The sequence below is a fragment of the Candidatus Limnocylindrales bacterium genome, assembly GCA_035559535.1.
Taxonomy (GTDB): domain Bacteria; phylum Moduliflexota; class Moduliflexia; order Moduliflexales; family JAUQPW01; genus JAUQPW01.
In genome coordinates this window covers 1-26,636 of the sequence record DATMBG010000012.1, presented here as the reverse complement: position 1 = coordinate 26,636, position 26,636 = coordinate 1, and the positions used below count along the sequence as shown (strand labels likewise).

The window sequence follows — 26,636 nt, the reverse complement described above, 5'->3', positions numbered from 1 at the left end:
GAATTATAATCCCTATCTAAATCTCATCGTACCTTTATAATTATAATTCCGCAACTTATATCCCCTCTATAAATCGCCCTGGATTTAAAATCCCATGAGGATCAAACTGTTCTTTTAACAATTTCATGATCTTCCAACTATCCCCGACAGGGCCCCAGACGTCCACTTTCTTTTTAAGATCGGTGGGAGCCGCTTCAACTACCAGACTCCCTTCGAATTGAATAGACAGGTTGCGTATTTCTTTAATAAGATACGAGAAAATAGATATTCTATCTACTCCGGTGGGAACAGCCTCCAACCCAAGATAAATATAAACGATTCCACTCCCGGCATGGGAGAACATTACCGGGTCAAGGTTTTGGCTATTTCCTATTTTCTTCACCGCTTGGAAAAAATCTTCCACCTTTGAAGCCGGAAGGCTTGCCTTGCAACAAAGGGTATTGGAAGCGTCTGCCGAAAAGGTTTGGGGATGATTTTGAATCTTCTCCCAGAATTTACCATGGAGATCTCCATCCAGGACTTCGGCTCCCGTGGCCCCCTTTTGTTGTCCCCACTCCCGAATTTGGATAATCTGCCGTTCTACGTTCTCAGACAATCCTTCTAACTTAGCGGCAAAAGTAACCCCTGAAGCAGCAACACCAGGATCCGTCTCCAATGAAAGGCTACCGACCTGTCCCGGATTGATCGAAGGATCAGTACGATTCATTCTTTGCCAGGCCTTGGAGTCCAGGATTTCCAATGCTGTGGGTAACAGTTCAGAGGTTGAGATTTGAAGAACCAACCGGGCTGCTTCAGATAGAGAAGAAAATCGGAGGAGAAGGGTTTTACTCACCTCGGGAAGAGGTCTGAGTTTAAGACTCAGCTCGGTAATAATCCCTAAAGTCCCTAAAGATCCTGTATAAAGCTTATTCATATCATAACCAGAGACGTTTTTGACGACTTTTCCACCGGCCCGGGCGATAACACCACCTGGATGAACAACCCGAATCCCAACCACCAGGTCCCGTACAGAACCGTGGAAAAACCGGCCGGGCCCGTTGGAATTCGTAGCTACAATCCCTCCTAAGGTAGCTTCAGAAGAAAACGGAGGATCCAGGGGAAAACATTGATTTTTTTCTTTTAAGCGCCCTTGTAAATGGGTTAAAAGTATTCCAGCTTCTACAGTTGCCGTAAGGTCATCGGGCTCATACTCCAGGATCTTATTTAGTTTCTTCAGGACCAGAACCATATCGACTTGTTTGGGAATATTGCCAAGGCTCATTTTGGTTCCGCTTCCACGGGGAATCACCACCAGCCTTTCCTGATCCGCCAGCTTCATTAAAGCCGAGACTTGTTCTACATTTTCCGGAAAAACGACCAATTTAGGGACCATTCCATCTACTGCATAGGATTGCAGGGCTTCTGTTAAGCAATTGGATTCTCCTACGATTTCCGCAACCTGTTTAAAAATCATGGGATAGAGAATAAAAATCCTCCTTATCCGGCTCCGGTGGAAGTGATTTCTCTCAACAGATCACTCCTCAGGAAGCCTGGAAATCTGGGATTCTAGGATTTCTACACACCGTTGACCGAGATCTTTTCAAGATCCTTCTTTCGACAAGAAACCTCCTCTCGGCGGGATGTTTCCTGGCAGTACACTCCTGGGGAGTTGTTTAAAACCTCAGGTCCACACCCTGGAATTGAGCAGGGATAACCGGCCGGTTATCCCTACTACCGGGGTCGTTGCGTCACTTCTAAGCATCGGCCAGGGGTTGGGAAGATTTTTCCTGGATTGCAGAGATCTTCGGGATTAAACACGGCCTTGACTTTCTTCATGGCATTGAGATCTGCTTCATTGAAGATCAGCGGCATGAGTTCATTTTTCTCCAATCCGATCCCATGCTCCCCACTCAGGGTGCCTCCGGCCTGGATACAACATTTTAGAATCTCATCCCCGGCACGAAGGGCCCTTTCTACCTGATCCCGATCACTCATATCCATAGGAACCAGGGGGTGTAAATTCCCGTCTCCTGCGTGGAAGACGTTGGCCACTCGCACCTGGTATTTTTCGGCAATTTGATAAATCTCAGAGAGTACTGCCACCAGTTTATTACGAGGTACAACACAATCATGGAGGTAATACTTATTACAGATCCGTCCGATGGCTCCAGCCGCACATTTACGACCCTTCCAGAGCTGCATACGTTCCTGCTCATTCTGCGCCACCTTGACTTCAATGGCTTTATGGCTTTGACAAATTTCTACAATCTTCTTGGCCAATCGATCCATGCCATCCTTAAGACCTTCCAGCTCTATCAACAAAACAGCTGCGGCTTCTACAGGATAACCGGCGTGGGCAAAGGCTTCTACCGCTTCAATGGCAGGTTTATCCATCATTTCCAAGGCAGCCGGAATGGTTCCACTGGCAATGATGGCAGAAACGGTCTTGGCAGCATCTAACATATTTGAAAAGCTTGCCAAAAGGGTTTTAACAGCTTCTGGTCGATGCTCGATCCGAACAACGATTTCGGTAACAATTCCTAAAGTTCCTTCAGAGCCTACCAACAAGCCTGTTAAATCATATCCCGGATAATCCAGGGCCTTTCCGCCGGTATGAATGATCTCACCGTTGGGTAAAACCACAGTCAGACCTAAAACATGGTTGGTCGTGACCCCATAAGCCAGGCAGTGGGGACCCCCTGCATTTTCGGCTACGTTCCCACCTATGGTACAGGATTGCTGGCTGGCCGGATCAGGAATATAGTGAAATCCTTTATCTTTTATCGCATGGCTCAGATCTAAATTAATCACTCCTGGCTGAACCCGGGCCCTTCGGTTTTCGAAATCCACCTCTAAAATTTTATTCATGCGGGAGAGGGCAACTACCATCCCTCCTTTAACAGGGATCGCACCTCCGCTGATCCCCGTACCCGCTCCACGGGCTACAAAGGGTACTTTTTCTCGACTGGCAACCTTTAAAATCTCAGAAACCTGTTCGGTGGTGGTAGGAAAAACGACAAAGTCCGGCATGGCCCTACTCAGATAAGCATCATACTGGTAGGTAACCAGGTCTTCTGGCTCATGAAAAACATTTTCTACCCCTACAATTTGCGCCAGTTCCTCAATAAGGTTCTTCTTGTCCATTCTACGATCTCGAAGCTTGAGACTCGGGATTTAGGATCGGCTTCCAGTCTCCAGTCCCCAGCTCTTCAACTGAATAAGTTTAAGAAACCCTTCTTATAATAAATCTACTCCCCCAAACAGTAGATTTTCATCTGGATCTTTAAATTTGTCTATCTTCTTCAAGACCCCTCTTAAAAATAAGAAATACTCTACAGATATCCGAGTTGAAGATTCTTTAATTTTAGACGGACCTGCTCATACTCCTCTTCCAGTTGTCTGATAAGGGAACTTATTTCAGATAAATCTCTGCTCTGACCTTTTATCTCAATTTTTTTACACAGAGCGGCCAGGGAAGGAATGCCTAAGTTTAAACTGGATCCTGTGAGTTTATGGGCGATTTTGATAATATTTGCCGTATCTCCCTGTTGGGCGAATTTCCTGAGTTCCCCGATCAATTGAGGAGTTTGTTCCAAAAATAAATCTACCATCTCGGACAAAAGATGTTTATCAATGGTCTTTAATTCGGCGATTTGAGAGGGATTAATTTGAATCCTGGAAGATAACTCCAGATTTGGTCCCTTAGTCCTTGCCCTACAGATTTGTCCCCATCGCTCCAGAGTCCTTTGAATTTCCTCGCTTGTGACAGGCTTGGCCAGATAATCATCCATCCCCGCTTCTAGGCATCTTTCCTGATCTCCCTTCATAACATTGGCGGTCATAGCAACGATGACAGGTCTTTTATCTTCAGGCCAATCCCGGACAATCTGACGGGTCGTTTCCAGGCCGTCCATTTCCGGCATTTGCACATCCATAAAAATGAGATCGTAAGGTTGTTTCTTGAGGGCACTTAACACTTCCAGACCGTGATTGGCAACATCGACCCTATAACCCATCTGTTCAAGAATCCAGAGAACCAGTTTTCTATTGATAACGTTGTCTTCCGCTACCAATATTTTTAAAGGTAAACGTTCTGCCAACTTTCGATCCATTCTGGGTTTGACTTCCAGGTCCACGGATGCCTTCTCTTTATGAGAAAATAAGGTTATTAAAACATCGAAGAGCCGGGAGGGTTTGATGGGTTTTAGAATATATGTGGAGAATATTTCTTTAAAGACCCGATCATCCAGTCTATTTACACTGAGTAAGACCAGGGGAAAGGACTTTGTAGGGCAGGCTTTACGAACTTCACGTCCCAATGCAATCCCATCCATTTCCGGCATCTGCTTATCTATCAGGATCAGATCGAAGGGATTTTTCTCTTTTACAATCCAGTTCAAAGCTTCCCAAGGTGAGGGAGTGGTTCGGGGTAACATACCCCAATATTGGCACTGGGAAGCTAAAATAAGGAGATGCCGGGGATTATCATCAACAATAAGAACCCGCTTGTGATGTAATTCAGGAATATTACTATTTAAATAGGCTTTTGGAGTGGAAGGGACAGCCACGGTTTTGACGGTAAAAAAGAAGGTAGATCCTTTCCCTTCAATACTCTCCACCCCCATTTTCCCACCCATGAGCTGAACCAATTTTGAGCAAATAGCAAGCCCTAAACCGGTTCCTCCGTATTTGCGGGTTGTGGAGGTATCCACTTGAGAGAAGGATTTGAATAAGCGATCCATTTTGTCGGCGGGAATTCCGACGCCTGTATCCTTAATCGAAAACAGAAGTTCTAGGGGGAGAGCAGAGGAATCAGATGCTGGAGGCCCGGAGCCGGAATCCGTTTCGACTTTCAGTTCCCGACTTCTGACTTCTACATATACTTCCCCCTTATCCGTAAACTTTATGGCATTACCAATAAGGTTGACCAGGATTTGTTTCAAGCGGGTGATGTCTCCCATGATGGCCGGAGGTACCTGGGGATCCACAAAATAGAGCAGTTCTATTTTCTTTTCTAAGGCCCTGGAAGTGAACAAATCGAAGATATCTTCAATACAGGTTCTTAATTCAAAAGGTCGTTCTTCCAGCTCTAATTTGCCTGATTCAATCTTGGATAAATCGAGAATATCATTAATCACACTTAACAGCATCTCACCACTAATCCGGATGGTTTCGGTATATTCTCGCTGTTCTGGAGTTAGAGGGGTTTTCATCAAGAGGCCTGTGGTCCCGATGACGCCATTCATGGGGGTTCGAATCTCATGGCTCATGCTGGCTAGAAATTCTGATTTGGCCTGTGCAGCCTGAAGAGCGGCTTCTCGGGCTGCAACCAATTCCCGCTCTAAACGCTTTCTATCGGTAATATCCCGCATAATAATCAGCCCATCCTCTTTTCCTATCGCCACCACCCGCGCTTCCAGATCCTGCACCTGGCCTTCCTTCGAAAATTGATATTCAAAGATTTGAGTCTCACCGGTTTGCAGGGCCTGTTTAATGGCGTGTAGAGCCTGTTGAGCCACTTCGGTTGGTAATACCTGAGGGAGTTTTTTACCCGGTATTTCGTCCGGGGGGAGTAACAACTCGAAATCTTTGGCGGGCTTGACATCCAGGCAGGTGCCGTCCTGGCTTACGCGAAACATCATATCGGGCATGGCATTTAATAAGGCCCGGGTGATGGTTTCACTTTTACGTAAAGCCTCCTCAGCCTGTCTGCGTGCGGCCAGTTCTTGCTGAGCAGAGGTATAAAGCCGGGCGTTGTCCAGGGCTATAGAAGCAAGCTGGGCAAATCGATTCAACAGGGTCATCTCTTCTTCTTTAAAAGTACGACCCTTCTCCAGCCAATTTAGACCGATAACCCCTACAACTTTCGATCCCGATTTGAGGGGTAATCCCACCACAGTCTGAAAACTATCATAACCCGGCCCGTTTAAACGGGCCGGCCAGTCGGGATAATTCTCTATCACCATGGGTTGACCGGTTTGCCAGACTTTTCCAGATAAGCCTTCGCCAGGTTTTAAGCTATGACCTACCAGGCCACTACAAATCCCTATCCCTACCTTCCGAACCATCTGCGTCTCCCCCGGCTCAACCAGATAAATCGAGCCATGGGAAGTACCTACCAGGGCTCCGGCACGGGTAATAATCGCTTCGAGCAGGTCTGTAAGCTCTAATCGATTGATCAGCCCCAGGGTTGTTTCATGGAGAGCAGCCAAATACTCATTCTGCTGGCGTAATTTCTCCTCCATCCGTCTGCGCTCTGCCAGTTCGGACAATAACTGCTCGTTGGTATTTTCCAGCTTCACAGTACGTTCCTCCACAGGGGTTTCTAACCCCTCCTGGATCTTGGATAATTCCCGGCTGTGAACTTCAACTTTTTGATGAAACCATTCCGATTGCCGAAGAAGTAGATAAACAAAAGATGAGATCAGAAGACTAATGACAGCTATTAAACCAACTTCTAGGATTTGATAGGACCCAATAAAACTCAGGGGGATCATACCCGTAGCGAGAACTCCAAGAAATACTACCACGGATAAAAAAATAACTTGAACCCTGGTCACGGCCTAATCTCCCTTATTCCTGGCTCATCTGTAAATAAGATAAGCATCAAAGGGTTTATCTTAAATTAAGAAAAACGTAGACTTTAGTTAAAAAACAACTCCGTTAAGATTGCCCCTGCCTTTCAGGCAGTCTTCCATCGGGTCACCGGGAATGGGTGCCAGCCACAATAAGAGTAAATATCAGAATAAGAATTATCCTTCTCTTTGTCAAACAAAAACCTTAGACAAAAGCCTCTTAAACGTATCCTACATAAATTATTGACACATAAACCGGCCCATGTTACTTAATGTTATAAACTAACTTGAGTTTTTAGGTAAAAAAATCTCCTATTATCCGGAGTAGTATAACTCTATGAAAAGCGTATATTGTATTTTGCAAGCCGGGCTTCTGTACTTTTTTTCTATCTTCTCTGTGTCACCCCTTTGGGCCCAGTCAGAAAACCCTTCAATATCCCCTTCGCGATCCTCTATAGAAAACGAACCTATCTTTCAACAGGGGATGGCTTATTTCCAAAAGGGGGATTTTCTCAAGGCCCGAGAAATTTTCCAAAAGTTTTATAACTCTTTGAAAAAAGAACCTTCTGGAGGAGATATCCTTTACTGGATTGGAATGTGCAACTTGAAACTGGGAGAGTTCGATCGAAGTCTCAAAAATTTCAACCAGCTTCTGGAGAATTATCCTGAAAATCTCCATTCTCTGGAGGCCTGGATTAATCAAGGAGATATTTATTATTTTACTAAAAAATATGATCAGGCCCTTCAGGTTTATCAACAGTTTTTGGATCGATATCCCACAAATCCTCTAAGTTTAGAAGTCACTTATCGGATGGTTTGGGTTTACTATCGAAAAGGAGATTTTCAGCGGGCTGTTCAGTTAGCCGAATCAGTAGAAGAAAAACGTAATCCGATTCCCTCTCAAGCTCAAGAACTTTATCGAAAGGGTAAGGAGCTTCTTTTAGCCGGTGAATTCCAGGGAGCCTTGAAGGCATTTTCCGAGCTTTTAAAAAATTATCTCAACAGCCCCTTAACCGAAGAGGCCCTTTATTTTACAGGCCAGACTTATCTCAAGCTAAACGAGCCGGATAAAGCCATAGAAACCCTGACACAGCTTATCGAGAAATATCCAAACGGTTATTATAGTCGTCCGGCCCAATTCCAGATGGGAGAGAGCTTCTTCCAACAGGGAAAGTACCCAGAAGCAGAAGCCGCCTATACCCAATTTATTTCAAAGGCTCCTAAAGACCCCCTGGTTGCTGAGGCCCGATATAAACTGGGAAAGGCCCTTTATCAGCAAAAAAAATATCTACAGGCTTTAAGTGAATATCAGAAAATCGTCCAATCCTCAACCCGGGATAGGCTTTCCCCCGATAATTACTTCCTGGATCAGGTCTATTATCAGATAGGACTTACCCAACAGGCTCTTCAACGTTATGAAGAGGCTATAGACACTTTTCTCAAGGTGGCTACCGATTTTCCAAAAAGTTCTCTGGCCGATGATGCGCTCTTTCAGGCCGGAAAGGGTTATATGGAAAGGGGGGCGTTTTCAAAAGCGATAGAACTCTTCCAGAAAATAGAGAAGCTTTATCCCTACAGTGAGCTTACGATCCAGGTCCAGTACCAGCTTGGAAAAGCTTTTTTTGCCCTGGAAGATTATTCGGCCGGAATCGAAGCCTTTCAAAAAATCGTAGAGAAATCTTCGAACGATGAACAGGTCTCCCAGGCTCTTTTTCAAATAGGTTGGGGAGCTTACAAATTAAAGGATTACAACCTGGCTGCCCAGAATTTCCAAAATCTCTTAGACCGATATCCCTACAGTCCCCTGGCCGAAAAAGCCCGGTACTGGAAAGGGTTAGTCTATCTACAGCGAGGAGACCCTCTGCTGGCAAGTCAAGAATTTAAGGCTTTTCTGACCCAATTTCCCGACTCGGACCTTTACATAGAGTCTTTATGGCAACTGGGAGAAGCTTACTTTCAATCTGACCAGCTTGAGGAGGCCCGGGCTACCTACGAAGAACTGATAAGGAAGTTTCCCAACAGTGGCTATGTTCCAGAGGCCCGGTATAAAATCCGGCAGAGCTATTATAAGACGGGTAATTATGAACAGGGACTAAAAACTTTAAGTGATCTTCTGGCTAAAGACCCGAGAACTCAACTTCTGGCCGAAGTTAAATTTCGTCAGGCTCAAGAAGCTCAACAACAGAAAGACTATCGTAGAGCCCAAAAAGCCTTTTCTGAGTTCATTTCGGAATTCCCGGACCATCCTCTGGTTAAAGAAGCCACCTATCAAATGGCAGAATCCCTACGCCTACAAGGAAAATATAAAGAAGCTCTGGGGATTTATCAAGAAATTATTTCCAGATTTCCCGGCTTCGAACAGGCTTCCCGTGCTCAATATGAGATCGGTAACCTTCTGTTCGATCAAAAAAAGTATGCCGAAGCCCTGGCCGGGTATCAAAAGGTTATTGCCCTTTTTGGAAATAGCCCGGTGGCTGCAGAAGCTCAGTTTAAAATCGGGGAGTGTTACAAAAATCTCAAGGATATGGATCATGCCATCGAGAGCTATAAGGCGGTCATTACCCATTATCCCGACGAACCTTCTGTAGATCCCTATCGGATCAGCATTGGTCTTTTCTTCCAGAAAACCCACGATTTTGATCTGGCTCTAAAGGCTTTCAAACAGGTCACCCAACATGCTCAAGACGAAGAACTCAAAGCGGAAGCTCAATATTGGATAGGAGATACCTTTCAGCAAATAGGAGATCTCAACCAGGCCCTGACCGAATATCACAAGGTGACCCTTCTTCATCCTGCTTCGGATCAGTGGATCGTGGCGGCCAAGTTTAAAATGGGAGAAATTTACGAAACGTTGGAAAGATGGGAGGAAGCTTTGACCCTTTATCAGCAGATGGTCAACGACTACAAGGATAAACGGGGAAGCCAGGCCGCAGAGCGGATCAAGGCCATCAGGAGAAGGAGGTAAGGAAGGGGTATGGGGGTGTGGGAGTGCGGGAGTATGGGGGTATGGAAGTGTGGGAGTGTGGGAGAAATCTTATACTTCCACCCTTCCACCCTACCATACTCCCATGCTCCCATACCCCGCTCTTAAAGCGGTATATTTCCATGCTTTTTAGGCGGGTTGGTATCCCGCTTATTTTTTAGCATTTCCAGAGCCCGGATCAGTTTGAGGCGGGTGTACTTGGGTTCGATGACCTCATCGATATATCCCCGTTCGGCGGCGACATAGGGGTTGGCGAATTTCCTTCGGTATTCTGCAACCAGTTCTGCTTTTCGGGCTACGGGATCTTTGGCCTCGGCCAGTTCCTTTCGGAAGACGATATTGACAGCAGCTTCTGGACCCATCACGGCGATCTCGGCAGTTGGATAGGCGAAGTTTTGATCGGCCCGGATATGTTTGCTAGCCATAACGCAATAGGCTCCTCCATAGGCTTTACGGGTAATTACGGTAATCTTAGGGACCGTGGCTTCGGCAAAGGCATATAGAAGTTTAGCCCCATGTTTAATAATCCCCCGATATTCCTGATCGACTCCCGGTAAGAACCCCGGAACATCCTCGAAGACCACGAGGGGAATGTTAAAGGCATCACAAAAACGGACAAATCGGGCTCCCTTAAGGGAAGCATCGATATCCAGAGTGCCCGCTAAGAAATCCGGTTGATTGGCCACAATACCTACCGAATACCCGTTTAATCGACCGAAACCTACAACCATATTTTTAGCATAATGTTCGTGAACTTCAAAGAAGTAGTGGTCGTCGACCACGGTACGAATAAGATTCTTGATATCATAGGGTTGATTGGGGTTATCTGGTACCAGGGTATTTAAGCTTTCATCGATCCGATCTGGGGGATCGTCGGTAGGTTTATAGGGCGGATCTTCCAGGTTATTTTGGGGGATAAATTCCAGGAGTTCCCGGATGAGGAGGAGGCAATCTTCATCGTTTTCTGCAGCAAAATGGGCAACTCCACTGATGGTACTGTGGGTTATGGCTCCTCCCAACTTTTCAAAGCTTACTTCTTCATGGGTTACGGCTTTAATGACTTCGGGGCCTGTGATAAACATATAGCTGGACCCCTTGACCATGACAATGAAATCGGTAATGGCCGGAGAATAAACGGCCCCTCCGGCGCAGGGTCCCATGATGGCAGAAATTTGAGGAATTACTCCTGAAGCCAGGGTATTTCGTAAGAAAATATCTGCATAGCCGGCCAGACTGACAACTCCCTCCTGAATTCGAGCCCCCCCTGAATCGTTCAGACCGATGATCGGGGCTCCGTTCTTCAAGGCCAGGTCCATAATTTTGCAAATCTTTGCGGCATAAGCCTCGCTTAGAGAACCTCCAAAGACGGTAAAATCCTGAGCAAAAATGTAAACCAACCGCCCTTTAATCGTTCCATACCCTGTAATAACCCCATCTCCAAGGATTTTTTTTTCACCTACTCCAAAATCCGTGGACCGGTGCACCACAAATTTGTCCATTTCTTGAAAGCTCCCCGGGTCCAGTAGAAAATTAACCCGCTCCCTTGCTGTAAGTTTCCCAGCTTTATGTTGCCTTTCAATACGTTCTAAACCGCCTGCTAACTCGGCTTCTTCATTTTTTCTGGCCAATTCTCTGAGTTTCTCTTCAATAGACATAATCATCTCGTAGGGGGGTGTGGGAGTATGGAAGTATGGGAGTGAGGAAGTATAAGATTTCTCCCACACTCCCACACTCCCATACTTCCATACCCCCATACTTCCATACTCCCACACTCCCATACTCCCACACTTCCGTACTCCTCACGGATACAGTCCTCGAACGCGTTTTGCTTCCACAACCCGTCCAATTCCTATCATTAAAGCAGCCATCCGCATATTCGTTTTCTCTCGATGGGATCGTTCATAAACATTTCGGAAGGCTCGGGTAAGAATTCTTCGGAGCCGATTGTTGATCTGTTTAAGGGTCCAGAAGTAATTCTGTAAATCCTGAACCCACTCAAAGTAAGAGACGATCACGCCTCCGGCGTTACAGAGAATATCCGGAAGGATCAAAACTCCTTTATCCCGCAAGATTTGGTCGGCTTCCAGGGTGCTGGGCCCGTCGGCCCCTTCTGCCAGGATCCGGCAATTAATTTTGAGGGCATTTTTTTCTGTAATTTGATTGGAAAGAGCGGCTGGAACCAGGATATCACAGGGAAGTTCGAACAGCTCTTCATGGGTGATAGGTTCAGCCTGGGAATAACCTTCCAAGAATTGATTTTGTTTTACGTAGTTAATAAGATCTTTAACATCTAGTCCCTTGGGATTGTAAAGACCTCCCTTGATGTCACTGACGGCAATAACCTTACAACCCGTTTTAGCAAGCTGTTTGGCCGTAATCGATCCAACATTTCCGAAACCCTGAATAACCGCTCTGGCTCCATTAAGATTCATTCCTAAAAGTTTCGCAGCTTCTGTAATCACATACACAACACCTCGCCCCGTAGCCTCGTATCTTCCCAGAGATCCACCAATACTGACCGGCTTTCCTGTAACCACTTCCGGAATGGCATGACCCTTTTGCTGACTGTAGGTATCCATCATCCAGGCCATAACCTGCTCATTTGTAGAGATATCCGGGGCCGGGATATCCGAATCCGGTCCGATCATACTGGTAATCTCGGCCGTATAACGCCGGGTCAGTCGTTCCAGCTCGGCCATGGATAATTGTTCTGGATTACAGCGCACCCCACCTTTGGCCCCACTGAAAGGTAAACCGATTAAGGCACACTTCCAGGTCATCAACATAGCCAGGGCCGTTATTTCTCCCAGGGTTACTGCCTGGTGATATCGAATTCCTCCTTTGGTGGGCATACTTAACGTATGCTGAACCCGGTAACCTTCAAAAATCTCAACCTGACCATTATCCATTTTAACCGGAAAGGTTACAATTAAAGACCGCTGGGGATATCGAAGCCGTTCAACAATCCCAGGATCCAGCTTCATCCGCTCTACGGCCTTGTTAAACTGGCGAACGACCATTTGATAGAGGGGACTTTCCCATTCTGTTTTCTCTCCGACCATTTTTAAACCCAAAGCCTAAAATGCAAAACGTACTATGTTTTGCACTTTTTAGCTTGAAACCTAAATCCCATGATTCTTAAAAAGAAAAGTTTTTATAATTTTCGATTATAAAGAAATCCCTCAACGGATTCATCAAGCCTTTCAGGCAGAAGGGTAAACTTGCAGACTAATCTGCGTTTGATATGAGGCCCGTATCCGTTTACACAAAACACGAATAATTCCATGAACCACCTCAATATGATCGGCCATTAATATATAAAGGGCATCCTGATCAAGGCGGAAAAGGCGGGTAACTTCTGTAGTGGTAGCAGAAGCCGAACGGGGTTCGGGATCTAAGACGGCCATTTCGCCAAAAATTTCTCGCTCTCCGGCATAAGCCAGGGTTTGTTCCCCATCGTGGATACGTACCCGACCATCTATAACAATATACATGCAACTTCCCATATCTCCCTTTTCAAAAATGGTTTCCCCTGCCCCTAACTCCACCTCTTCAAGGAGGGAGGCTATCTCGGTCAGGATTTCTTCCGAAGTCTCAGAAAAAATACTAACCGTTTTTAAGATAATAACTTTTTCAAGGGGTAACAGCACAAATTCGCTTCTTTTTCTTTCCCCAACTGTTCGTTTTATCGTTCGGGTAATTTTTTCACTGAGATGCTTCTTCAGGATTTCTTTTGAATGGACATGCTCAACGATTTTCTGATTCCCCGTGCGTAACCACCGGCACAAAACACGAATAATACCACGAACCACTTCAATATGATCGGTCATAAGCTCATAAAGCCCATCCCGATAAAGACGAAAAAGCCGTGTGTTTTCAAGGGCCGTCACCGAGGCCGAGCGGGGTTCAGGATCCAGCACTGATAACTCACCAAAAATATCCCCGGGCCCTAAGGTACGGAGGGTTTGGGTTCCATCATGGACGCGTACCTGTCCGTCTGTAATGATATACATACAACTTCCCATATCTCCTTTTTCAAAAATCGGTTGCCCTACCTTTATTTCAATTTCCTCGAGGATAGAAGCCACTTCGATCAGAACTTGCTCCGGAGTTTCCGAGAAGATACCCAGGGTTTTCAAAAGGATCACCCTTTCGATCAGCAAGAGCGGGACCTTTTCTCCGCTTTTTTCGGCTTCCACCTGCCGGATAGCACGAATGATCTCGGGACCGACATTGCCGGGTAAACTTCTTGTATAACTCTGATACTTTAAGGGATCGAGTCGAGATAAAGTCCAGATCGCGGTTTCTCTCACTATCGGATTAGAATCCGAGAGAGCCGAAATAACTGCAGAGAGAATAGAGGGATTGGAAAGAGAGGTATTATAGGCCAGGGCATAAAGGGCACAGGTTTTAGTCCATGGATGTATCCACCGGTCCGATCGGCTTATAATCCTCTCTAGTTGTTGACCTCGATCCAGACTTTGTTGAGGAAAGAAAGCATGAAGGCGGTTAAGACGTTGGGTAGGGGTTAAACCCTCCAGCAAAGGAAAGAGCATCGGTTTTAGCTCTTGAGAAATCAAAAGATCAATAATCTCAAGGGCATAAGCTCTCTTTTCGGGGGAATCCTGTAGGAGATTATCCCGGGCCCGTAAAATGGATGGGGAATCATAAATAAAGGATAATAATAGAAGGATTCGCTTCTGATTTTGTTCTAATTCATAGGTCAAAGCCTTTTTCAAAAGAAATACCGAGGCTTCTTCTCCGATTCCTACCAGGGCTGCCAGGGTCCAGGTAGCATCCTCGATTTCCTCCCGGATTTTTTGATGGACCCTGAGGACCTCCCCCTCCTGGGCCCGGTAACCGCAGAGACTTAAGGAAACTAAAATATAGTAACGGACATCTTCATCCGGGAAATCGATTTTGTCTCGGAGCAGGGTTATGACTTGATTCCCCCGGATTCGTCCACAAATTCGGGCAATTCGAATGAGGACCTCCCGGGGCTGGTTTTTCTTATTGAACATCAAGGCCAGTTCTGATAAGACCGATTCCCCCGCAACAACCAGGGCCGAAGCAGCAGCATGATAAAACATAGGAGAGGAAAGATCCTCGAGTACCAGGGGCCATAACTTCGGATTCTGAACCCTCCCGGCAGCTATTAAGGCAGCTCGATGGACTTGCGGGTCTTCGTCTCTGAGTAACTTCAAGAGAGGATGGTAAAAACTACGAATTCCAACCTCTCCCAACACCTGTGCAGCCAGTTCCCGTTCATGGGGATCTGGGGAATTTACCCAGTTAGTTAGATTTTCGCCGGCCAACAGAATCCCTGCTATTCCACCATTACGTAGTAAGCCAACCATGGCCCCCATTCTTACCTGTAGGTCAGGATTTTCAAGATAAGGAGCAACCTGTTCGACTACTTCGGTTTCTCCCAGAGCACTTAAAGCTCTTAATGCAGCCGCCTGAACCGATGGGGAGCTTTCCAGCTTAAGCCTTTTATTAACCAGGGTTAATACAGAAGAAACCGGTTTAAACTCCACTTCTACCCTCCGCTCAATCCTGAGCAGAACATCCCGACGAACTTCTGGAGCGGGATGCTCCAATAAATCCATTAGAAAGGAATCCAAGGCGTCATGCTCTATTTTTTCTAGAATATTCAACGAATAAATAATCTCATTGGGATGAGAGCTCTTGAGTTTTTCCTTTAAGACGGCAAGACTCGAGGCATCACCCAAGGAAAGGGACATTCCTTCCAGTGTACGCCGGGTTAAAGCCCGTGTTAAAGCAACGGCATATTCCGACTGAATCAAAATAGAAACGATAACCCAACCGGCCAGGATAAAGAGCATGACATAAGCAAGCCTTACCGGACTGAAGGAACCGTTCAAATTGAACAGGAGCAGGCTTATACCTGCCAGTCCACTGGATACAGGTCCTACCATACCCTCTACGGCAACCTGAGCACTTAACCGTTCGCTGGCCCTTAAGGGTTGATAAAGAATGAGAAAAGCAGGTTTAAATATCGCCTTTCTCAAGACGCGGTCAGTCAACCTATTCATGGCTACCAACCAGAAAAACAGGGCAACAGCTCCAAATACCGTACCTGCAAGGACTGCCAATACGGTACCTACTGCCAGCATGAGGGGAAGGAGTGTCAATCCAACTTTAAGGCCATGCTGATTAAGCAGTCGACCGGATAAAAGGGTCCGGAATCCAAGGCTGACTATATCGGTTGCCCCATAAAAAACTCCTAAAAACCTGGATAATTCATCGGCATGCTCACGATCTGCTTTGACCTGCTCCAGAAAGATATAATTTAAGAAGTAAGTTGCGAACACGGAAAAAACGGCCAAGAGAAAAATCAAAACAAGATACCGATCCTTCAGAAGGTGAAAGATCTGATTTTGAACCTTCTTTGTTTCTGTTTGCTCTTCTTGAGGAATAAGGATGCGTTCCCGGAACCGGTGGAGGATGATCAGGAGAACAATCAGACATAAGATCAAACCTCCCGCCGAAATGAGTAAAAGATTCGGCGTACCTAAGACTTGAACCAGCAAGGGGATGGAAAAGCCGCTGAGAATTCGGGTAGCCGTATCTCCGGAGCCGATCAAACCGAACAACCGTTTACCCTGTCGTACATTGAACAGGCGTCCAGCAAGTCCCCAAAATTCAAGGCCCATAAGCATATCCAACATGTCGGACCAGATCAAAAGTCCAAAGATCAACCATCGGATAGGAACCCAAAGGCCCAAATAAAAGGCACAAACGGAAATGAATAAGAAGGCGAGTGTGCCCGGCAAAAGCCGGGTAACCGGGAGACGTTTTTCTAACTTTGAATAGAGAAACCCCCCTAGGGTAATGACTCCTGCCGAGGTTATATACGCATAGGGGAGAATTTTAACATCGAAGGTAGCAAGAAATAAAGCGTTAGCGGCTGTGTAAAAAAAGACCAGAGTGATCCCCAGGAAAAAGGAATGTATCAGCAATAACAACATAGGCCAGCCTTCACCGGGATAAATATTCCATAACGCGGCCAATTTGCCTGACATATATCTACTAATCCACTCTTACCCTTGGGAAGGATTCGGAGGATCCGGTCGGGTTTCAAGGTCTCGGACTTACTACAATGCCATTTATAACATCTTTGACTCCCTGGATATTTCGGGCTATGTCTTCTGCGGCCCTTTTTGTTAGAGTTTCCTCTACAGTCCCACTTAAATAAACGTCCCCATGGACCGTTTTAACCTCGATGAAATTCCAGGGAGTCCCAAGGGGAAAACGTTCATAGAGCTTTTCCTTCACTTCCTGGGTGATTTCCTCATCACTTCGTATTTGCTGGGGTGGGTGAGTTTTTTGAGCCGTCGCACACCCGGCCATGACAAGAAGTATTCCAAAATACAGGTAGATCCAGTATTTTTTACAGATGGAAAACATGACCATTTTAGAGAGTAGAAAGCCAGAAATCAGAATAAAAACCATCAAATCACAACCCCCTGGAAAACCCTTCTCTTTTGACTTCTGACTTCTGACTCCTGTTATCCTTTAAACCTCTCCATTAAAGTAAAGCTTGTTTACTAATATATCTCTTGACATTTTTTCTTTCCATGTTATCTTTACCAATCGTGAGATCCGTAAGGACTTCTGGTCTTACCAACGGTGAGACAGGTAAGTATTTTAACGGTTCTTTCGTTTTCCAAGAGTTCATAAAACTTATGCAAGCTGAGAAGATTGTTGAAATTAAAGGCACGAAGTCTGGATTGGCTATTTTGATTGATCCAGGAGCGCTTTTTGATGTGGTTTTAAATCAGTTGGATAAGAAGCTGGCGGATTCAAATAATTTCTTTTCTGGGGCAGAAGTGGATATTTATGTTGGAGATCGTATACTTTCTTCCGAAGAACGCAAGTTACTCAAAGACCTCGTTGAGAGAAAATATACCTTATATATTCGGGAATTTATTAATAAGCAAGGGCCTATAGAAGAAAAAGCTGGAGAGATCAAATCCTCGCAAAGATCGATTGCCCGGATTGAACGAAACAGTGGGAATCCTCTGAGGAAATCGAGGACGCTTACCCATCTGGTAGATCCTATCCTAAAACATGAAGAGGATACACTGTTTTTGCGTAGAACGATACGATCCGGTCAAACCATTGAGTATCCCGGTAACATTGTTATTTTGGGAGATGTAAATCCGGGCAGTTACCTGATAGCTGGAGGGGATATCATTGTACTGGGGCGTCTCCGGGGGGTTGCCCATGCCGGCGCTCAAGGAGCTGAAAATGCCGTAGTTATTGCCTTGCAATTGAGTCCCTCTCAGCTTAGAATAGCTCAATATATTGGTCGCTCACCCGACAATGAAATTCAAGATATTCAAAGGGCTGAAAAAGCATACGTAAAAGATGGAGAGGTTGTTATTGAATCCATTCTTTAACCCGATAGTTTTATCAAGTAGGAGATACAAATTATGGAAAGTAAAGCCATTGTTGTTACTTCCGGAAAAGGCGGAGTCGGTAAAACCACAACCACAGCCAACCTGGGGGTTGGCCTCGCCTTGTTAGGGAAGAAGGTGGTTGTTGTCGATGCAGATATCGGATTACGTAATTTAGATATGATTTTAGGACTGGAAAATAGAATTGTTTATGATCTCGTTCATGTGGTCGAAAAACGCTGCAAGCTGAGCCAGGCGCTGATTCGAGATAAAAATGTGAAGACTTTATTTTTATTACCTGCAGCACAAACCCGGGATAAAGACGACGTATCTCCGGAGCAGATGATTGAACTGATTGAGACGCTCAAAAAGGAGTTTGATTATGTTTTGATCGATTGCCCGGCTGGAATCGAAGCTGGGTTTCGAAATGCAGTAGTTGGGGCCGACTTTGCAATCGTGGTAACGACACCAGAAGTCTCCTCTGTAAGAGATGTGGATCGGGTGATAGGACTTTTGGAAGCCTCTGAAAAGAGCCAACCTAAACTGATTATTAATCGAATTAAGCCGGATTTAGTTAAAAGAGGGGATATGATGGATGCCAGTGCGATTCTCCAGATTCTTGCTGTGGAACTCCTGGGGATCGTTCCCGACGATGAAAACATGGTGGCCTATACAAACCGGGGGGAACCGGCTGCTTTATCCCCCAGATCCCCGGCCGGTAAAGCTTATCGCAATATCGCCATGCGATTGGAAGGCCAGAAAGTAGATGTCCTCTCTCCAGAAGGAGAAAAGGGCGGACTGTTGAAGGGGCTTAAAAGATTAGTTGGAATAGACTAGAACTCAGCAGCAAGGAGATAGATTTGGTGGTTACAATCTAGCGGGTTCTATTTCTGGATTGTTCACCCGATTACACAAACCAATTATGATAGATTATATTAAAACTTTATTCAGACCAAGACCACGTAGTGCCGATATTGCCAGCGAAAGATTAAAAATTATTCTCCACCACGAGAGGAGAAACATCGATTCCCCGCTGTTGGAACAATTAAAGGAGGAAATTATCAAAGTAGTCAGAAAATTTGTAGAGGTTGACCCGGATCATATTGAAATCAACCTGAAAAAGGGAGATAATGTGGAGGTTTTAGATGTAACGGTCCCTATCGCCAGTAATCCCATAAAAATGCGCTAAACTTAATCTATTCGTAGAATCTTGGAAAAACCTTACAAACTCTGGAAAAGCCTTTCAAACTTTGTCTGGGAGGTTGAAAGTTGAATTTCGCGTTGTCCTTCCGAAAGGATCTTTAGGTAAACGGATAATCTCTGCGGTGGAAGCCAGTCCAAAATTTTCTCTGCCCACTCAACCAGTGTTACGCCTTTTCCGTAAAAATACTCCTCAAATCCTAAATCGAAGAGCTCTTCGAGTTTATTAATCCGGTATAAATCGAAGTGATAAATCGGAACCCGGCCTTGATATTCATTAATCAAGGTAAAAGTAGGACTGGTTACCTGCCTAGGGTTTAAGATATCCAATCCTACGGTAATCCCCTGAATTAAGCAGGTTTTACCGGAACCTAACTCTCCGGTTAAAGCAACCACGTCGCCAGCATCTAAATTTTTTCCCAGCTTAATCCCTAGCCGATGGGTCTCCTCAGGAGATTGGGATAACAGGGTCCGGGTATACAAGATGGGGAGTTAAAATGCCGAAGGGGGGACTCGAACCCCCAAGGGAGTAATCCCACTACGCCCTGAACGTAGCGTGTTTGCCAATTTCACCACTTCGGCTTAATCTTTTCTTAAACCAACTCGATTTTCTTTACCATGGGATAGGAAATACCCCTTTATTAATATACTACTTCTCACCAACTTGTCGATGGTTTTTTTACAGATTTCGCTACCCGGGTTTTCACTGTATACCTCAGGCCCTCAGAATAACTAAAAGTAAACCCGGCATCAAACAGAGAGCGGCTATAACCAGCATGGTAGGACCCGTAGGAAGAGAAAATAAAAACGACAAGTAAAATCCGACCAGGGCCGAACCGAATCCGAATACCACGGCAACAGCAAAGGTCGTTAGAAGCCGATGGGTGATGAGAAGTGCCGAGGCTGACGGTAAGATCATAAAGGCAAATACCGGTAAAGCTCCAATGGAACTGATGGAAATGGATATAGCTACGGCCAGAGTTAAGAAAAGCAATTGATTAAATCTATGGGTTTTTAGTCCGGCGGCCCGGGCCGTATCGGCATCAAAAGCCGTAAAGATAAATTGCTTGTAAAAGAGCCCATGAAAAAATAGAACCACCAGGCTGATAAGGATCAGAAAAAGAAGTTGGGGAGTCGAGACAAAGACGGCATTACCGAAAAGTACATTCTCAATCTCATGGGCGTCCTTCGCTGTGCGGTCTAGAATGAGCAGAACCAACCCTGCCGGTACAGTATAGAGGATTCCCAAAACGCTCTCCCGGGTCAATCGCCGTTCCTGTAATTGCAGAGCTATAAGGCCGGCAGCCATACAGGCAAAAATTAAAGACATCCCGCTCTGAAAGGTGAAAAAACTTCCAGACCCTTCCTGCCCGGAAAATCCTTGCGGGCCGGCCAATCGGTTACTTATCAAAAAAGATAGGGCAATTCCCAGTGAAGAAATCTGGGAAAGGGCCGCACTGACAAAAACAATCCGCCTGAGAATAACGTAAACTCCTAAGTAAGAACTTAGAATAGCTGCCACCATACAGGCTAAGATTCCGTTCCGGAGAATAGGTAGGGCTTCCCAGAAAGTCATGCCGTTACTTTCTGCAAGTAGAATATCTTTGATTAAGGGGATATGGAGTAAATATTCCACTTTGAGACCTCTCTATGAGCTGGTAGCATGGGAAGATACTTACCCCTCCAGGAGGAAGTTCCAAAGATCCTTCCTAAGGTTAAACAGACCAATCCGGGAGTAAGCACAACCCTGCTATTTAAGTCTCGCTGTTTCTCTTTAAAGATCCTCGCATTAAGACCACGCGATGTTCATTCCAGTTATGAACTTCCAAATCCAGGTTGTAGATTTCCCTGAGTTTATCCTGGGTTAATAACCAGGTAACCTCACCATACTCAATTCTACGGGTCTCCGGTCGAATCAAAATAAGTTTCTCTCCGTAATTTGCTATTAAATGAAGGGAATGGGTTACCATGAGCAGGGTACAGTCAAGATCTTTACGGAGTTTTAATATTAACTCCATAATGCTGGCTTCTCCGGCAATATCCATTCCATCCATGGGTTCATCGAGTACCAGAACATCGGGCTCCAAAGCCAGTGCCCGGGCAATCAGGACCCGCTGCTTTTGTCCACCGGATAGAGAGCGAAAAAGTTTTCCGGCAATGGAAGAAGCTCCGACTTTTTCAAGATAATCATGAGCCAAATGCCGGTCTTCAGGTCGAATTCGTCCTATCCCCCGGGCCGGGTACCGACCCATGAGGACCACGTCTAAGGCAGTCACCGGAAAAATATCATCCAGGGTACTCCTTTGGGGGACATATCCAAAGGTTAAAGTATCGATTTTCTCAATTCGACCCTGAAGAGGTTTTAAAATCCCCAGGATGGTTTTTACCAAGGTGGATTTCCCGGCCCCGTTAGGGCCTACAATACCCCAAAACTCTCCTTTTTGAATGGAGAGGGTAATTCCTTCCAGTAAAGGTTGATGGCCATATCCAATGGATAGATTGATCAGTTCAATTTGAGCCGGCATAGCTTCTATTCTATAGAAAAATCCAATTTGCTCACCCCTGCAAACCTTTAAAGGCTTCGAGCAACTTCCCATAAATAACTTCAAAAAGTTGAAAGTAGTCCTGGACACCGAGGTTTGGGCCAACCGAAGAGGGAAGAACCAGGATATGGGCGCCGGTCTCCCCGGCCAGTTGACCGGCTACTTTTTTATCCTGATAGGTTTCCAGGAGGATTAACCGAACCTTCTGGATCTTCATCTGTCGGGCCAGTTTCTTCAAAGAACTCTGCTTAGGTAGGCCAAGCTCCAGGGGTTCGATATAACCCAATATCCGAATCCCATGCCGATTCAGCAAATAATTCCAGCTACGATGATAACTGACCACTTGAAGTCCGGCATAGGGGATCATCTGTTTGTCCCATTCCTGAATTCTTTCCCGAAGCCTGGACGCAAACTTTTCATAATTCGTTCGATACGTAGATTCATGATCCGGATCCAGTTCACTCAACTTTTCAGAAATATTCTTGGCAATGACCAGCCCGTTAGCCGGGTTAAGCCAGTAATGATGATTTGCAATTTGACCGGTCTTGGCTCCATAGACAAAATTCGCATCGAAAAGCGGCGAACGACCTACCTCATCCGGGCTATAAAAGATAAGATCCGCTCCCCTTGAAACATCCAGATAGCCGGATTTTCCAGGTAATATTTTATCGTTTCTGGATTTTTGTAGAAGTTCCGGTAACCACATGACTTCCAGAAGTTGCCCGTTGACGACGAGAAGGTCCGCCCGATTGAGAAGAGGAATGAGGGAGAATCGGGTGGTCACAAGATGAGGATCCTCTTCCCCCCGGGTCAGGCTTTCTACCTGGACATAGGAGCCACCAATTTCTACAGCAATAGCTGCATCGTGCGGAAAAGTAGTGACTACCTGGAGCTTTTCCAGGGCCTGGGAGCTACTTTCTATAAGAAGATTTAAAACTAAAAGAACAATCGAAATGAAAAACACGTTGACTTTACACAAAGAGGATAAGATATAAAACATAAAACGCAAGTTTAGCTCTATCCTGACCTGACATGTTCTACGCTCAAGTTAGCATTGAAACATGGTATAAAGGAAAGGGAGAGCTGGGACATCAGCAATCCTTAAGTTCCCCCTTCCCGATGCGGGAAGGGAAGTCCGAGGGTTAGAAAAAAGATACGCCATCTTCACAGGAAATGAATAGAATACAATCTGTTCAATCAGAATCGATATTAGGGCCTTTCACCTGGATTCAAGTGAAAGGCCCTTGACCACCGGATGGAACAAAGGAGAGGTTCTTGGGTGGTCTAACTTTTATTCAGGACCTTAAGGGCTTTGGTCAGTTCTTCGTAAATTTTATCCAGCATTTGAATGTAATCTGAGATTCCCAATTCCTCATCTACCGAAGTTGCAAGGGTTACTAGGGTGGCTCCACTCTGGTTGGCTACCTCTTGAGCCAGCTTTTTATTCTGATAATGTTCTACCAATACGAGCTTGATGTTATTACTTTTCATCCGCTGAACTAAAGAGGCCATATAGGCAGCATTGGGGGGAACGGTCTCTCTGGGCTCTATATAAGCAAAAATTGTAAATCCATGCCGACGGGCCAGATAGTTAAAAGTTCGATGATAGGTCACAAGCTGAACCCCTTTATACGGCTCCATGGCAGCATCCCATCCTGCTATCTTCTCCTTTAATTTAGAGATAAAGGCCTCATAGTTTGCTTTATAATAAGGCTCATTGCCTGGGTCCATCTCTGCTAACTTTCGGTAAACATTTTGAGCGATGATAAGGCCATTACCGGGGTCGATATAATAATGATGGTTACCGATTCGATTCTCCCCTACCCCTACAACCAGATTTAAATGAAAAAAGGGTGTGTCGTAAAGATCTTCAGGTGCATAGGGAATGGTATCCACTCCCTCTGAGAGCTTGAGATATCCTTCATGACCTTCCAGGATCTTTACATTCCGGCAGCTACTCAAGGCAGTGGGGAGCCAGGCTACCTCCAGCAACTGTCCGTTGACGGCCAGAATATCGGCCCGGTTCAAAAGAGCTGCATAAGTCGGTTTAGGTTGAATATAATGAGGATCCTGGATACCACGGGACAAACTATTTACGATAACTTTATCCCCTCCAATGGCTTTAATAATAGAGGCGTCGTGGGCAAAGCTGCTTACAATACGAAGTCCTTCTTTTGCCTCGACGAAAAGAGCACTTTTCAAGCTTAGAAGAAGAACGATTCCTAATAGAATGATTCTTAAACCTCGCATATCCTTTAACTCCTTACCTTTAAGGTATAGAACGTAAAATGCAAAATACCTGATAGTTAGTGTCTCACGTTCTATTCTACATAACCTGTTTCCCGTTAATACCTCTTAAGGGGCAGGATTCCTATTTTCTGGCTATCCTCTCTAGAAAAGATTATAAAATTTACCCAATCCGGGTGTAACCGTTCCACCTCCAATGTTGAATTGAACGATAAAGGTAGAATAAGCCTTATCTTGTCCGGATTCGGCGTTGTATTCATACTGGAAATTCACTCGGCTAACCGGATTGAAGAAATGGCGTAAGCCCACGGTGAACCGTTGCTGACGATCTTCTTCTCCCTGGGGGATGCCCACATAATCAAACCGGAAGTTGACGTCAAAGAGGTAAGAGAACCGATAATTGATTTCGGTATACATTCCGCCCACTGTATCGTTTCCCTCAAAGATGAAGCTACAAAGGATGGGATCCGATGTACATTCTGTGGGTCGGGTTCGATCAAATCGGAATATTCTAGGATTTTCCCGGTTTGCCCAGTAAAACTCGGTAGTCCATCGTAAATAAGGGCTAAAAGCCCGGGGTTTGTACTGATAAGTCCAGTCAAATCCATAGATAATCGTCTGATCATTGGTGCCTTCTTTATTTCGACCTCCTCCCAGAGAAGCTCCTATTTCGAGGTTACTGTGTTCGGTCAAATCAAAAAAGGTTGTTGCCCGGCTCAAGATAATGTAATCATCAAAACTACCTCCTCCGAAAATGGGATCTGTATCCGGCTCGAAGGTGAAAAAATCGAAGGGCCCTCGCATAATGTCAATGGAAAACTCGGTAAAAATCGGTGTAGGGGGTTGAAAGTCAAGCTCAGCCCCAATGTTATGAATTCCATCCACACCTAATAGAAAAGTAGTAATCAGAGGAGGGTCTGCAAAAATCCATTCGTGATCATGGTACTGGTTGATCTTACCAAAGTTAGCTCGAAAATTTCCGATTTTAAACTGGAGGTAAGCAGGTAATTTATGAAAGAGAATGAAGGCCTCTTCAATTCCAGCAGAATCTCGCTCAAAGGCCAGAAATAGAGCCCACTTGGCATTATATTGATAGACATCCTGACTTAAAGATAGATCAAAACTGGTTAAATTCAATCCCCGTTCATGCCGATCCCCAATCTTGAAAGGGTTAAACCCCTCCTCGTAATCACTAAAGTTCACATAGGCAATGTTACCGGTCCAGGAGATATCTACCAGACCATATCGACTTAAACTGATACCCTTTGTATGGGCAAAAACTTCAGGCGTAATACCCAGACTACCGACAAATACTCCTGTAAGCAGAGCAAAAAAAATTTTTCTGACTCTAATTCTCGTCATACCTCCTCCCCTTTATAGCAAGGATAGATTTACTCCACCTCGGTTCGGTTCCCCTGTGTAAGTAGTATTACGATTATTTTTTCATTTGGTAATAAACCAGTATACTTCATTATTATGGATTTGAGTTATGATACAATATTCAAATTAGTATTACTATAAGAATCTTTGTCAAGAAAAATAGTGATGGATATTTGCTTTTTTTATAAATCTCTTATGTTTTAAGCCTTTAGGAGGCATCGAAGCAGGTAGATTTCAAAAAAGAAAGATCATTTTACCCGGCATAGAAGCCAGGTCCAAAAGTGTCCTGGCCTATTTGCCCGTGAGTACAGAGTTCAGGGTGCCACTGGTGAGAATATCTGCAGGCATAGGTTTTGTCTCCTCTAAAAATTTTCCTTTATTTTATTGACAAGTACCCAGATGTGATATTTATTTTAAAATATATTCACTAAAAGTAATACTAATTTTATAATCGTATTACTAAGTTAAAGATTAAGTTCCACTCATGAGGCACCTCCGTCATTCCTGATGAGTGGAGATAGTCCTCGATTCTATGAAGTCGAGGACTATCTTTTCCTTTTGGAGGAACCCCTTGTATGATTTTCCAATATCTCCTCATGGGAGGGAAATGGGCTTTACTTCTTCTCTTCTTTTCCTGGCTATCCCCTATCGCCTATATAACGGGCTTTTTATTTACAAAAACGACCATTGCGATTCTTAGTCGTTTGAAGGTTTCAGAAAAATTTTGTAGATATGCGGCTTTAAGCCTTGCAACCTTCCTTTCTTTGGGGGCTTACCTTTTGGTTATCTACTGGATTTTTTAATCTCATGGTCAGAGAAGGATTCTTTTCCTCTGCGTCGGTTTACCAGGATCATCCGTTGAGGTTCACTCCTTGACTGGCTCAGGGCAAATAGGCAAGAAGTCGCATAGACTCTGGCCTGGTTCCAACAGGAATTCTGGAATGGGTTGACCGATCCTTTCCCAGTGAAAGAATATGATTGGGGAAAATGGGTAGAATAGAAAGATAAATTATGATTTTACTTCTGAAAGATTCTGGGTTGTTTTGAATGCCTAAAACAGAAAAGGCCAGAGAAAAAATCTCTGGCCTTTTTAAAAGAACAGGATCTTTACTTACTGGGAGGGAGATGATAGCCTTCCTTACCTAACTTGATCCGATACAAACTTTTGCCCGCCGTAATGTACAACGTCTTGCTCTCTTCCCCACGACCAAATCCCACATTGGTCGGAATCTCCGTCGGAATATACCCTAACTCCTTCCCCTCAGGGGAATACACATAGATCCCAGGCCGCTTCTCACTCCGCACC

19 protein-coding genes and 1 tRNA gene are annotated in these 26,636 nt (G+C 45.0%); 5 read left to right on the top strand and 15 right to left on the bottom strand.

Annotated elements, in window-relative coordinates; translation table 11 throughout:
• Window positions 1–55: 55 nt before the first annotated feature.
• From VNM22_03095 to VNM22_03085, 3 genes are all read right to left on the bottom strand, one after another.
• Window positions 56–1,453: an FAD-binding oxidoreductase gene (locus tag VNM22_03095; protein HWP46126.1), complete on the bottom strand. Its 1,398-nt coding sequence runs from the start codon at window positions 1,451–1,453 to the stop codon at window positions 56–58.
• A gap of 257 nt (window positions 1,454–1,710) precedes the next feature.
• Complete coding sequence (locus VNM22_03090) at window positions 1,711–3,123, bottom strand: FAD-linked oxidase C-terminal domain-containing protein (GenBank protein ID HWP46125.1); 1,413 nt, start codon at window positions 3,121–3,123, stop codon at window positions 1,711–1,713.
• A gap of 188 nt (window positions 3,124–3,311) precedes the next feature.
• Window positions 3,312–6,539: a response regulator gene (locus tag VNM22_03085; protein ID HWP46124.1), complete on the bottom strand. Its 3,228-nt coding sequence runs from the start codon at window positions 6,537–6,539 to the stop codon at window positions 3,312–3,314.
• Between the two features lie 499 nt (window positions 6,540–7,038).
• Between VNM22_03085 and VNM22_03080 the strand changes: the two genes are divergently transcribed.
• Complete coding sequence (locus tag VNM22_03080; protein HWP46123.1) at window positions 7,039–9,519, top strand: tetratricopeptide repeat protein; 2,481 nt, start codon at window positions 7,039–7,041, stop codon at window positions 9,517–9,519.
• 122 nt (window positions 9,520–9,641) lie between these two features.
• On the opposite strand, the gene VNM22_03075 is transcribed toward VNM22_03080, so the two are convergent.
• The 4 genes from VNM22_03075 to VNM22_03060 all read right to left on the bottom strand — a co-directional run bounded on the left by VNM22_03075 (window position 9,642) and on the right by VNM22_03060 (window position 17,013).
• Window positions 9,642–11,315: an acyl-CoA carboxylase subunit beta gene (locus VNM22_03075; protein ID HWP46122.1), complete on the bottom strand. Its 1,674-nt coding sequence runs from the start codon at window positions 11,313–11,315 to the stop codon at window positions 9,642–9,644.
• Between the two features lie 21 nt (window positions 11,316–11,336).
• Window positions 11,337–12,599: a Glu/Leu/Phe/Val dehydrogenase gene (locus VNM22_03070; protein HWP46121.1), complete on the bottom strand. Its 1,263-nt coding sequence runs from the start codon at window positions 12,597–12,599 to the stop codon at window positions 11,337–11,339.
• Window positions 12,600–12,740: 141 nt separating this feature from the next.
• The gene (locus VNM22_03065) at window positions 12,741–16,583 is read right to left on the bottom strand and encodes an Npt1/Npt2 family nucleotide transporter (GenBank protein ID HWP46120.1); all 3,843 of its coding nucleotides are present in this window, start codon (window positions 16,581–16,583) and stop codon (window positions 12,741–12,743) included.
• Between the two features lie 55 nt (window positions 16,584–16,638).
• Window positions 16,639–17,013 (bottom strand): BON domain-containing protein, encoded by a 375-nt coding sequence (locus VNM22_03060; protein ID HWP46119.1) that lies wholly within the window; start codon window positions 17,011–17,013, stop codon window positions 16,639–16,641.
• A gap of 233 nt (window positions 17,014–17,246) precedes the next feature.
• On the opposite strand from VNM22_03060, the gene minC reads away from it, so the two are divergent.
• The 3 genes from minC (at window position 17,247) to minE (ending at window position 19,149) form a co-directional block, all read left to right on the top strand.
• Entirely contained in the window at window positions 17,247–17,963 is a 717-nt protein-coding gene (minC, locus tag VNM22_03055; protein ID HWP46118.1) for a septum site-determining protein MinC, read from the top strand.
• 33 nt (window positions 17,964–17,996) lie between these two features.
• Entirely contained in the window at window positions 17,997–18,797 is an 801-nt protein-coding gene (minD, locus tag VNM22_03050; protein ID HWP46117.1) for a septum site-determining protein MinD, read from the top strand.
• Window positions 18,798–18,882: 85 nt separating this feature from the next.
• Entirely contained in the window at window positions 18,883–19,149 is a 267-nt protein-coding gene (gene minE, locus VNM22_03045) for a cell division topological specificity factor MinE (GenBank protein HWP46116.1), read from the top strand.
• A gap of 32 nt (window positions 19,150–19,181) precedes the next feature.
• Here the strand turns inward: minE and tsaE are convergent, their stop codons facing one another.
• The 7 genes from tsaE to VNM22_03010 form a co-directional block, all read right to left on the bottom strand.
• Complete coding sequence (gene tsaE, locus VNM22_03040) at window positions 19,182–19,643, bottom strand: tRNA (adenosine(37)-N6)-threonylcarbamoyltransferase complex ATPase subunit type 1 TsaE (protein ID HWP46115.1); 462 nt, start codon at window positions 19,641–19,643, stop codon at window positions 19,182–19,184.
• Between the two features lie 15 nt (window positions 19,644–19,658).
• Window positions 19,659–19,742, bottom strand: a tRNA-Leu gene (locus tag VNM22_03035).
• A gap of 133 nt (window positions 19,743–19,875) precedes the next feature.
• Entirely contained in the window at window positions 19,876–20,796 is a 921-nt protein-coding gene (locus VNM22_03030; GenBank protein ID HWP46114.1) for a metal ABC transporter permease, read from the bottom strand.
• 118 nt (window positions 20,797–20,914) lie between these two features.
• Window positions 20,915–21,685 carry a metal ABC transporter ATP-binding protein gene (locus VNM22_03025; GenBank protein ID HWP46113.1) on the bottom strand — a complete coding sequence of 257 codons (771 nt, stop codon included), beginning with the start codon at window positions 21,683–21,685 and terminating at the stop codon, window positions 20,915–20,917.
• A 31-nt stretch (window positions 21,686–21,716) separates the two neighbouring features.
• Complete coding sequence (locus tag VNM22_03020; GenBank protein ID HWP46112.1) at window positions 21,717–22,703, bottom strand: metal ABC transporter substrate-binding protein; 987 nt, start codon at window positions 22,701–22,703, stop codon at window positions 21,717–21,719.
• Window positions 22,704–22,987: 284 nt separating this feature from the next.
• Window positions 22,988–23,953, bottom strand: a complete 966-nt coding sequence (locus VNM22_03015) for a metal ABC transporter substrate-binding protein (protein HWP46111.1) — start codon at window positions 23,951–23,953, stop codon at window positions 22,988–22,990.
• Window positions 23,954–24,094: 141 nt separating this feature from the next.
• A complete protein-coding gene (locus VNM22_03010; GenBank protein ID HWP46110.1) occupies window positions 24,095–25,312 on the bottom strand; it encodes a hypothetical protein in 1,218 nt (405 codons plus the stop codon).
• 593 nt (window positions 25,313–25,905) lie between these two features.
• Here VNM22_03010 and VNM22_03005 point away from each other — a divergent pair.
• Window positions 25,906–26,133 (top strand): hypothetical protein, encoded by a 228-nt coding sequence (locus tag VNM22_03005; protein HWP46109.1) that lies wholly within the window; start codon window positions 25,906–25,908, stop codon window positions 26,131–26,133.
• A gap of 304 nt (window positions 26,134–26,437) precedes the next feature.
• Here VNM22_03005 and VNM22_03000 read toward each other — a convergent pair.
• The coding region (locus VNM22_03000; GenBank protein ID HWP46108.1) for a hypothetical protein at window positions 26,438–26,636 on the bottom strand (199 nt) is incomplete at its 5' end.

Coding starts and splice junctions, on each gene's coding strand:
- VNM22_03095 (HWP46126.1), bottom strand. CDS start 1,453: ATGATTTTTAAACAGGTTGCGGAAATCGTAGGAGAATCCAATTGCTTA.
- VNM22_03090 (HWP46125.1), bottom strand. CDS start 3,123: ATGGACAAGAAGAACCTTATTGAGGAACTGGCGCAAATTGTAGGGGTA.
- VNM22_03080 (HWP46123.1), top strand. CDS start 7,039: ATGGCTTATTTCCAAAAGGGGGATTTTCTCAAGGCCCGAGAAATTTTC.
- VNM22_03075 (HWP46122.1), bottom strand. CDS start 11,315: ATGGGAGTGTGGGAGTATGGAAGTATGGGGGTATGGAAGTATGGGAGT.
- VNM22_03070 (HWP46121.1), bottom strand. CDS start 12,599: ATGGTCGGAGAGAAAACAGAATGGGAAAGTCCCCTCTATCAAATGGTC.
- VNM22_03065 (HWP46120.1), bottom strand. CDS start 16,583: ATGTCAGGCAAATTGGCCGCGTTATGGAATATTTATCCCGGTGAAGGC.
- VNM22_03060 (HWP46119.1), bottom strand. CDS start 17,013: ATGGTTTTTATTCTGATTTCTGGCTTTCTACTCTCTAAAATGGTCATG.
- minC (HWP46118.1), top strand. CDS start 17,247: ATGCAAGCTGAGAAGATTGTTGAAATTAAAGGCACGAAGTCTGGATTG.
- minD (HWP46117.1), top strand. CDS start 17,997: ATGGAAAGTAAAGCCATTGTTGTTACTTCCGGAAAAGGCGGAGTCGGT.
- minE (HWP46116.1), top strand. CDS start 18,883: ATGATAGATTATATTAAAACTTTATTCAGACCAAGACCACGTAGTGCC.
- VNM22_03025 (HWP46113.1), bottom strand. CDS start 21,685: ATGCCGGCTCAAATTGAACTGATCAATCTATCCATTGGATATGGCCAT.
- VNM22_03020 (HWP46112.1), bottom strand. CDS start 22,703: ATGTTTTATATCTTATCCTCTTTGTGTAAAGTCAACGTGTTTTTCATT.
- VNM22_03015 (HWP46111.1), bottom strand. CDS start 23,953: ATGCGAGGTTTAAGAATCATTCTATTAGGAATCGTTCTTCTTCTAAGC.
- VNM22_03010 (HWP46110.1), bottom strand. CDS start 25,312: ATGACGAGAATTAGAGTCAGAAAAATTTTTTTTGCTCTGCTTACAGGA.
- VNM22_03005 (HWP46109.1), top strand. CDS start 25,906: ATGATTTTCCAATATCTCCTCATGGGAGGGAAATGGGCTTTACTTCTT.